9 protein-coding genes and 1 pseudogene are annotated in these 8859 nt (G+C 73.1%); 7 read left to right on the top strand and 3 right to left on the bottom strand.

What is annotated here, in order from left to right; genetic code table 11:
• A pseudogene (locus tag HW577_RS15030) lies at positions 1 to 571 on the bottom strand (AAA family ATPase); the annotation flags it as partial.
• Entirely contained in the window at positions 568 to 1161 is a 594-nt protein-coding gene (pdxH, locus tag HW577_RS15025; RefSeq protein ID WP_198376964.1) for a pyridoxamine 5'-phosphate oxidase, read from the bottom strand. The gene pdxH and the pseudogene HW577_RS15030, both read right to left, overlap by 4 nt.
• A gap of 131 nt (positions 1162 to 1292) precedes the next feature.
• Here pdxH and fabI point away from each other — a divergent pair, with 131 nt between their 5' ends.
• Positions 1293 to 2135 carry an enoyl-ACP reductase FabI gene (gene fabI / locus HW577_RS15020; RefSeq protein WP_198376963.1) on the top strand — a complete coding sequence of 281 codons (843 nt, stop codon included), beginning with the start codon at positions 1293 to 1295 and terminating at the stop codon, positions 2133 to 2135.
• A 10-nt stretch (positions 2136 to 2145) separates the two neighbouring features.
• Positions 2146 to 3252, top strand: coding sequence for a chorismate synthase (aroC, locus tag HW577_RS15015; RefSeq protein ID WP_198376962.1), 1107 nt, complete (start codon positions 2146 to 2148; stop codon positions 3250 to 3252).
• 131 nt (positions 3253 to 3383) lie between these two features.
• On the opposite strand, the gene HW577_RS15010 is transcribed toward aroC, so the two are convergent.
• Positions 3384 to 5429, bottom strand: a complete 2046-nt coding sequence (locus tag HW577_RS15010) for a 4Fe-4S dicluster domain-containing protein (protein ID WP_198376961.1) — start codon at positions 5427 to 5429, stop codon at positions 3384 to 3386.
• Between the two features lie 64 nt (positions 5430 to 5493).
• Here HW577_RS15010 and HW577_RS15005 point away from each other — a divergent pair, with 64 nt between their 5' ends.
• The 5 genes from HW577_RS15005 to HW577_RS14985 form a co-directional block, all read left to right on the top strand.
• A complete protein-coding gene (locus tag HW577_RS15005; protein WP_232474957.1) occupies positions 5494 to 6219 on the top strand; it encodes a biotin/lipoate--protein ligase family protein in 726 nt (241 codons plus the stop codon).
• Positions 6216 to 6767 carry a DUF6505 family protein gene (locus HW577_RS15000; protein ID WP_198376960.1) on the top strand — a complete coding sequence of 184 codons (552 nt, stop codon included), beginning with the start codon at positions 6216 to 6218 and terminating at the stop codon, positions 6765 to 6767. Before HW577_RS15005 ends, HW577_RS15000 begins: the two co-directional genes overlap by 4 nt.
• Positions 6764 to 7804: a DUF6352 family protein gene (locus HW577_RS14995; RefSeq protein ID WP_332837724.1), complete on the top strand. Its 1041-nt coding sequence runs from the start codon at positions 6764 to 6766 to the stop codon at positions 7802 to 7804. Before HW577_RS15000 ends, HW577_RS14995 begins: the two co-directional genes overlap by 4 nt.
• Positions 7801 to 8313: a DUF3305 domain-containing protein gene (locus HW577_RS14990; protein ID WP_198376959.1), complete on the top strand. Its 513-nt coding sequence runs from the start codon at positions 7801 to 7803 to the stop codon at positions 8311 to 8313. The genes HW577_RS14995 and HW577_RS14990 overlap by 4 nt, the downstream gene beginning before the upstream one ends.
• Positions 8310 to 8859: DUF3306 domain-containing protein (locus HW577_RS14985; protein ID WP_198376958.1), on the top strand; the 550-nt coding region annotated here is incomplete at its 3' end. The genes HW577_RS14990 and HW577_RS14985, both read left to right, overlap by 4 nt.

Below are 8859 nucleotides of genomic sequence, written 5' to 3'. Positions count from 1 at the left end.
GGCCGGCAAGCGCGGGGGCGATGCGGGCGAGCTCGGCGCGCGCCGCCGCGGCCCAGGCCTCGACGCGTCCGGGATCGAGCCCCGCGCGCAGCGCGGAGGGGACATTGCCTTCCAGGATGCGGCCGAGGGCGGCCGGCGCATCGACCTGCGCGCGCGCCGCCGCCTGGTGCATGGCCGCAACCGCATCGGCGACCGCATCGAGCAGCGCCGCCGTCGGCGTGACCCGGTCGAGGAAATCGCCCTGAGGGATCGGCGCCATGCGCAGCACCCATTCCACCGCCGGGCCGTCCCCGCCTTCGCGCAGCCGCCCGTCCGGTCCGCGCGTCAGCGGCACGACGTCGCGATAGATGCCGGGCGCGTGCGGGCGGTTCAGGTCCAGTTCCCGGCGGCAGAACCGTTCCCGGTCCTCGAGGCGCGTGAAGTCGAGGAAGCCGAGGGCGACCGCCTTCTTCATTTTCCATGCCGTGTCGGGCCCGACGAAGACGGCGGAGATATGCGTCTCGACCGGGGCGGCGCCGGCGCGGGCGGCGAGGAAGGCGGCCGCTGCCGCCTGCGCCGGCGGGATGGTCACGGGTAGAGCGTCTCGATCCGCCAGCCCGTCCCGTCCCGGTGGAAGACGCGCCGTTCGTGCAGGCGGAAGGGCATGTCGCGCCACAATTCGATCCGCCGCGGCAGGACGCGGAAGCCGGACCAGTGCGGCGGGCGCGGAATGTCGCCCACCGCGTATCTCAGCCCGTATTCGGCGACCGCCTTTTCCAGCGCGAAGCGGGATTCGAGCGGGCGGGACTGCTTCGACGCCCAGGCACCCAGGCGCGAGGTCCGGGCGCGGGAGGCGTAGTAGGCATCCGCCTCCGCGTCGCTCACTTGCTCGACCTCGCCCTCGACGCGGACGGAGCGCGCGAGCGTCTTCCAGTGGAAGCAGAGCGCGGCCTGGGGGTTGCCGGCGAGCTCGCCGCCCTTGCGGCTTTCGAGGTTGGTGTAGAAGACGAAGCCCCGCGCATCGACGCCCTTGAGCAGCACCATCCGCGCGGAGGGCCGCCCATCCGGGGTGGCCGTGGCCAGGCAGACGGCGTTGGGGTCGTTGGGCTCCGAGGCCGCGGCCTCGGCCATCCAGGCCTCGAAGATGGCGATCGGGTCCTCGGTGGTGGCGGCGCCGTCCATGGCATGTGCTCCTTGCATGCTGCCTGTATCGGGGCGCGGGCGCGGGCGGCAAGGGGCGGAACCCCTTGCCCCGTGCCCCCCGCCATGGCACCACCCCCGCCCGCCCAGCCACCGGAGGGGACCCCTCAGCGATGAACGACGCCGCGCCCGAGCCCCGGATCGCCACCGGAACCCTGATGCAGGGCAAGCGCGGCATCGTCATGGGGGTGGCGAACGACCGCTCGATCGCCTGGGGGATCGCCCGCGCGGTGGCCGCCCAGGGGGGCGAGGTCGCCTTCACCTACCAGGGGGAGGCGCTGGAGAAGCGCGTCCGCCCGCTGGCCGAGAGCATCGGGTCCTCCATGGTCCTGCCCTGCGACGTGGGCGACGACGCGTCGATGGACGCGGCCTTCGCGGCGGTGGGCCAAGCCTGGGGGAAGATCGATTTCCTGGTCCACGCCATCGGCTATGCTGACAAGCAGTTCCTGCGCGGGCGCTACCTCGATACGCCGCGTTCGGCCTTCCTGCAGGCGATGGACATCTCCTGTTTCTCCTTCGTCGCGGTCGGGCAGCGCGCGGCGGCGATGATGGAGGCCGGCGGCTCCATGCTGACGCTCTCCTACCTCGGCGCGGAGCGGGTGACGCCGCACTACAACGTCATGGGCGTGGCCAAGGCGGCGCTGGAGGCTTCCGTGCGCTACATGGCGACGGACCTGGGCGAGCGCGGCATCCGGGTGAACGCGATCAGCGCCGGCCCGATCAAGACGCTGGCTGCGAGCGGGATCGGCGATTTCCGCTACATCCTGAAGTGGAACCAGTACAACGCGCCGCTGCGGCGGAACGTGACGATCGAGGAGGTCGGCGGGTCCGGGCTGTACCTGCTGTCGGAGCTCTCGGCGGGGGTGACGGGGGAGGTCCATCATGTGGACTCCGGCTACCACATCGTCGGCATGAAGAACCCGGACGCGCCGGACATCACGGTGGAGAAGGGCTGACGGCGCGGGGATGTCCCACAACTCCTTCGGCCACCTCTTTCGCGTCACCACCTGGGGCGAATCCCACGGCGCGGCCATCGGCTGCGTGGTGGACGGCGCGCCCCCGCGCATCGCGCTGAGCGAGGCTGACATCCAGCCCTGGCTGGACAAGCGCCGCCCCGGCCAGTCGAAATTCGTCACCCAGCGCCAGGAAGCCGACCAGGTCCGCATCCTCTCCGGCGTGTTCGAGGGCATGACGACCGGCACGCCCATCGCGCTGCACATCGAGAACACCGACCAGCGGTCGAAGGACTATTCCGAGATCGCGGAGCGCTTCCGCCCCGGCCATGCGGACATCACCTACGAGCTGAAATACGGCATCCGCGACTATCGCGGCGGCGGGCGGTCGAGCGCACGGGAAACCGCGATGCGGGTGGCCGCCGGCGCCGTCGCGCGCAAGGTGCTCGGTCCCGAGGTGCGCATCCGCGGCGCGATGGTCGCCATGGGCGGGGATTGGGTCGATCCCGCGAACTGGTCCTGGGACGCGGCGGATCAGAACGCCTTCTTCTGCCCCGACCCCGCCGCCGCGGCGCGGTGGGAGGAACGGCTGCTCGACCTTCGCAAGTCCGGCAATTCCGTGGGCGCGGTGATCGAGGTGGTGGCGGAGGGCGTCCCCCCCGGCCTCGGCGCGCCGATCTACGGCAAGCTCGATGCGGACCTCGCCGCCGCGCTGATGTCGATCAACGCCGTGAAGGGCGTCGAGATTGGCGACGGCTTCGGCGCCGCCGCGCTGACCGGTGCGGACAATGCCGACGAGATGCGCATGAACGCGGACGGCACCGTCGCCTTCCAGTCGAACCATGCGGGCGGAATCCTGGGCGGCATCAGCACCGGCCAGCCCATCGTGGCGCGCTTCGCGGTCAAGCCCACCAGTTCCATCCTGACGCCGCGCGCCGCGGTGGACCGCCAGGGGCGGGAGGTGGAGGTACTGACCAAGGGCCGCCACGACCCCTGCGTGGGCATCCGCGCCGTGCCGGTGGGGGAGGCGATGCTCGCGCTGGTGCTGGCGGACCACCTTCTGCGGCATCGGGCGCAGAACCCGGATGCGCCGTCCGTCGCGCGGCTGCCGAGGAATTGAGGAAGGTTGGGGGAGGGGAACCTCCCCCAAACCCCCTCCCTTTTTTGGATACTTGGCGCCCCTCCTCCGAGGTTCGGTGCCAGAAAGACAAAGAAGGAAGGGGGCTCGGGGGAGGTTCCCCTCCCCCGACCTTACTTTTGGTCCTCCCGCTTCGCCCGCTCCGCCTCCCGCAGGTAATCCTCGGTCGTCTTCGTCACCGGCCGTGCCGCCCCCGCATAGGGGTCGAGTCCGCCCAGCGTCGCCGCGTTGATCCGGCAGGAATCGCAGAGGTCCAGGATCGCCTGCCTGGCCGGGTCGGCGAACATCCAATGCGCGGACAGTTTCGCCTTCACCCGCGCGATGGACGCTTTGGTCCCGAACACCTTCCCGCAACTCGGGCAGGCGGCCGGTTCCTCCTCCTTGACCACGCGCGGGCTTGCCGCCGCGGCGTCGAAGTTCAGGCGCGGTTCCAGCGTGATGACCTTCTCCGGGCAGGTCGCGACGCAGAGGCCGCATTGCACGCAGGCATCCTCGAGGAAGCGCAGTTGCGGCGTCTCGGGGTTGGCCGAGAAGGCGGAGGTCGGGCAGACCGAGGTGCAGGCGAGGCAGAGCGTGCAGCCCTCGGTGTTCACCACCGTCGTGCCGAAGGGGGCGAGTGCCGGCATCGCCACCGTCGCGGCGGGCGCCTTCGCCGCTTCGCGCAGCGCGCGGAAGCCCTGCAGCGCCATCTCCCGCGGCGTGCCGATCGCCTTATGGGTGGACGGGGCGAAGGCGAAGGGCGCGCGGGGGAGGGCCGCGAGCGCCTCGCCGAGCGTGAAGGGATCGTCCGTCTCGATCGCGCCCGCGCGCGGCGCGGCGTGGCCGAGGCCGAGGCCGACGAGCGCCGCGTTCGCGTAGTCGATGTTGCGCAGCAGCCCTTCCGCGCCATGCGCGCGCCGGCCCGGTAGCAGCACGCGCACCGCGCTCGCCCCCCAGGCGAAGGCGCCGGCGAGCAGCGAGAGGTCGAGCGCCGTGGGCTCGTTCACGCGCAGCGGCAGCACGCGGGCGGGCAGGCCTTCGCCGTGCCGGGCCAGCGCGTCGAGCATGGGCTCGCCCTGCGCCTCGTCGTGGAACAGCACGACCGGCGCCTCCCCGCCGGCGGCGCGATAGGCGAGCAGCAGCGTGCGCAGGCGGCGGCCCAGCGCGGCGGCGGGCGGCAGCGTGTATTGCGCGGCACCGGTCGGGCAGACGGCGGCGCAGGCGCCGCAGCCGGCGCAGATCTCCGCGCTGATCACCACCTGGTCCTTCTGCGGGCCGGTGCCGGGGGTGATGGCGCCGGTCGGGCAGAGGTCGATGCAGCGCGTGCAGCCGGTGCGCCTGTTGCGGCTATGCGCGCAGAGGCTGCCGTCGAATTCGATGAAGCGCGGCTTGTCGAAGGTGCCGTTCAGCTCGGCGGCGGCGGCCACCAGGCGCTCGACGGCGGTCGCGTCGGCGGGGTCGGCGCGCAGGTAGCCCTGCCGGACCTCATGCGCCGGGAACAGCGGCGCGCCGCCGGTCAGGTCCAGCACGATGTCCGCGCGGCTCGTCGCACCATCCTTGCCCGGGCCCCAGTCGTAGCGGGCGCGGGAGGAAGGGCGCGGCATGGCCGCGCCGTCGACCGTCACCTCGAAGGCGCCGAGGAAGCCGGTCGCGGCGCGGGCGCGGCCCTTCATGACGGGGAAGGGGGCGCTGCGGGGCGGGGTCACATCTTCCGCACCGGTCAGCAGCACCGTCAGGTCGAGCCGGTCGGCGAGCTTCGCCGCGGCCTCGAGCGCGGTCGCATCGCGCCCCAGCACGAGTGCGACCCCGCCGCTTTCGAGCGGGACGAGCGGCGTGGCGGGCATCGGTTCGGCGGCGGCGGCGAGCAGCGCTGCCATCTTCGGCCCGGCGCCGCGGCCTTCGGCCGACCAGCCGGCATGCTCGCGGATGTTGACGAAGGTCGGCGCCTCCGCCCCCGCCTCGGCCGCTTCCTGGGCGAACAGCGGTGCCTGGGCGGTGCAGGCGACGGTCAGCGGGCGGCCGGTGGCCAGAGCGGCCATGAAGCGGTCGAGCTGCGCCATGCAGAGCTGCTCGGCGGTGCGAACCTCCGCGCCGCAGCCGCGGGCGACGGCGCGCTCGTCGAGCCGCATCGTGTCTTCGCAGCTGCACACGAGCGCGATGCGCCCATCCGATCCGCTCATATCGTGAACCGCTCCCCGCGCCGCCCCCGATTGGACCCTGGGGGCGGGCGGCATATATGCCGGCATGATCCGGGATGCGAGGGACCACGACACGGTGAACGAAGGACTGTCCGACCTGCCGAGTGTCTTCACGCCGATCGTGCCTCTCCGCGAGGCCGGCGACGCGCTGGCGCGCGCCGTCGAGCTGGCGCCGCGCGAAGGGGCGGGCACGCTCGTCTGGGTGCGGTCCTGGTCGCGGATCGAAGCGGCGGTGGTGCTGGAGCCCGAGCAGACGCTCGCCGCGGCGCGCCCGGCCCTGCTCGCCGCCATGGCCGCCTTCGCCGATGCCGCGGGGGCGCTCGGCCCGCCCGAGGTGCCGCTCACCTTCGACTGGCCGGCGACCATCCGCGTCAATGGCGGGACGGTGGGGCAGGCGCGGATCGCCACCCCGCCCGGCTGCGCCGAGGATGCGGTGCCCGACTGGCTGGTGGTGGGGATCGAGGTCGCCTTCGCCGCCCCCACGGACAGCGACCCCGGCCACGATCCCGGCCGGACGACCCTGTTCGAGGAAGGCTACAACGAGACGACCCCCGCCGAGATGACGGCCGCCTGGGCGCGCCACCTGATGGCGACGCTCGCGGACTGGCAGGGACGGGGCTTCCGGATCATTGCCGAACGCTATCTTGCGCGGCTCGATCCCGCGATCGGGGCGGGCGCACTGCGGGGGATCGACCCCGCGACCGGCGCCCTGGTGCTGCAGCGCGGTGCCGCGCGCGAGGCCCTGCCGCTGATCCAGGCGGTGGCGGCATGACCCGCCTGCCTCGCACCATCCGGCTCGATCCCTCCGACGCGCTCGTGTTTCCCCACGCGGCCGAACCCGGCGAATGGGCCGTGCCCGGCGGCTTCTGCTTCTGGGACGACGACGTCGCGGCGCTCGCGGGCAAGCGGCGCCAGGCCTTCCGCGCGGGCTGGCTCGGCCTCGGTTCCTTCGGCTGGTCGACGCTGGTGCAGGTCTCGACTGCGACGGATGCGCAGCGGGAGGAAGCGGTGGCGGCGCTCGCCGCGCATATCCGCGCGGCGCATGGCGCGCCGGACGACGCCGCGGCGCGGGCGGCGGCCGAGGAAGAGATCGCCTTCGCGGAATCGCTCTGCGAGCATCCGCCCGGCACGCTGCTCGCCCTTGGCCGCAGCCTGGAGGACGGGGAGGTGCGCGAGCGCTTCCGCACGCTGCACGAACGGGCGCAGGAACATCGTGCCTTCGACTCGCTGCCGGTCTTCGCGGCGGTGAGCGTGGAAGGCGAGGAGGAGGAAGCGCCGATGCGACCGGATCTCGCGCGCATGGCCAGGGGCGGGACGTGAGCGCGTTGCTTTCTCCCGGCGACTTCTGGGTCGCCTCCGGCCATCACCTGTGCGACGTGGCCGAGCATGGGCGGCTGCTCGGCACGCCCGAATTGTGGCGCGCCTTCCTCGCGCGGCCGGAACTGATGCCGCCGGAGGAAGCCTGCGCGGCGGAACGCGCGCTGCACGCGGCGCTGATGGACGCGCCGCTCCAGGCGGTGGACGGGGCGCGCCTCGCCGCGCTCGCGGATGGCGATGCGCGGGAGAATTTCGGCCAGTTCCTCGCCTTCCGCGACCGCGTCGCGGCGGCGCCGACGCTGGAGGCCGCCTGGCTTGCGCTGTACCGCGAAGGTGTGGCCGGCATCCCGCCCATCCTGCTGCAGATGCTGACGCATCTGGTGGCGCGCAGCGCGCTGGAGGGGGAGGGCGATCCCTTCGCGCTGCGGGCGGGCGAGCTGCTGTACCGCGCGCAGCGCGTCGGCATCCACCAGGGCGCGACGCTTCTGGCGGATGAGGAAGTGGTCGAGATGCGCGGCCGCGACGGCGGCTTCGGCGCGCTCGGGCAATTGCTGGTCGAGGCCGGCGCACCGCCGCGGGAGGTCGAGCTCGACGTGCTGACCGAGGCGAACGCGACCGCCTATCACGGGCGGTCGGACGCGCACGACTTCGCGCTCGACATCGCCGAGGGCCGCGACGGCCAGCGCGGCATCGCGCGCATGCTGGAGCGCTTCATCCGCCACATGTTCGGGGAGGAGGTGTCGATCCGCGCCGTGCCGGTGATCGAGGACCGCAACTGGACCTGGCATGTCGGGCTGGATGCCGAGGCGACGTCGATCGCCAACGACCTCTGGCAGGGCAGGAAGGTGAAGCAGGACAGGCTCGCGCGCATCCTGTGGCTCGGTGTGCTGGAGTTCGCTGACCCCTCGCGCGTGCTGCCGCGCGTTGCCGGCCGGCCGGTCTATCTCGCACTGGCGATGGATGCGGCGAACCGGCTGCGGATGAAGCCGCAGAACCTGGTCGCGGGGCTGCCGCTGGTGGGCAAGGAGCAGGCGGCATGACGCTCGAGGTGCCGGGCACGGTCCGGGTCGAGGTCGGCGTCGTCATGGAACGCCGCCCCGGCGTGACGCCCTGGGCCGAGCATGCCTGGGCGGCGGTCGAGGTGCTGGAGGAGTTCCCCGACCTTCCGCCCTGGACCGCGCTGCGGGAGGAAGCCGGCCGCACGCTGTTCTTCGCCGGCGGGGCGGAGGTGGCGCTGCACCCGACGGATACGGACAACTACATCCACAACCTGGAACAGGACCCGCCGCGCATCTGGGTGCTGCTGCGCCCAGTCGAGCAGGCGCCCGGCTACCAGTTGCAGGCCGTGACGGTCGATGCGGGGGAGGCACAGCTCTACGCCGAATCGGGCACCGACCTGCTGGAGGCGCTGCCCATGCCGGCGCGGTTGCGCCTGCTGCTGGAACGCTTCGTCGCCGAGCACCACAAGGTTCGCGAATTCCACAAGCGCAAGCGCGACCGCGCCGACAGCGAGGCGCTGGCGCGCCGGTCGCGGGTGGAGGAGGCATGAGCGAGGAGGGGTTCCTCTCACGCTGGTCGCGCCGCAAGCGCGCGATCGAGGCGGGGCGCGAGCTTCCCGAGCCGGAAGCCCCGCCACCCGCGACCGTTGCCGCCGCCGCGCCGCCGCCCGCCGTGGTCACCCCGCCCACCGCCGCGGCGCCGGAGGAACCCGAATTCGACCCCGCGAGCCTGCCCCCGGTCGAGAGCCTGACGATCGAGAGCGACATCACCGCCTTCCTGCGCAAGGGCGTGCCGGAGTCGCTCAAGCGCGCCGCGCTGCGCCGCGCCTGGTCGCTCGACCCGGCGATCCGCGACTTCGTCGGCCCGGCCGACTACGCCTGGGACTTCAACGCGCCGGATGGCGTGCCTGGCTTCGCGCTGGACCTGCCGGGGGATGTGAAGGAGTTGCTCGCGCAGGTGTTCCGGCCGGCGGAGCCCGAGGAGGCGCCGGCCCCCGCCGAACTCGCAGAGGCAGCGCCCGAGACGCGGCCCGAGGCACCGGAGGCCCCCCCGCCGCCCGCGCTGGCCGCGGTTGCCCCGCCCGCCGAGCCGGAGG

The sequence above is a fragment of the Neoroseomonas rubea genome (assembly GCF_016106015.1).
GTDB classification, from domain to species: domain Bacteria; phylum Pseudomonadota; class Alphaproteobacteria; order Acetobacterales; family Acetobacteraceae; genus Neoroseomonas; species Neoroseomonas rubea.
This window is presented reverse-complemented; position numbering and strand designations above follow the sequence as displayed.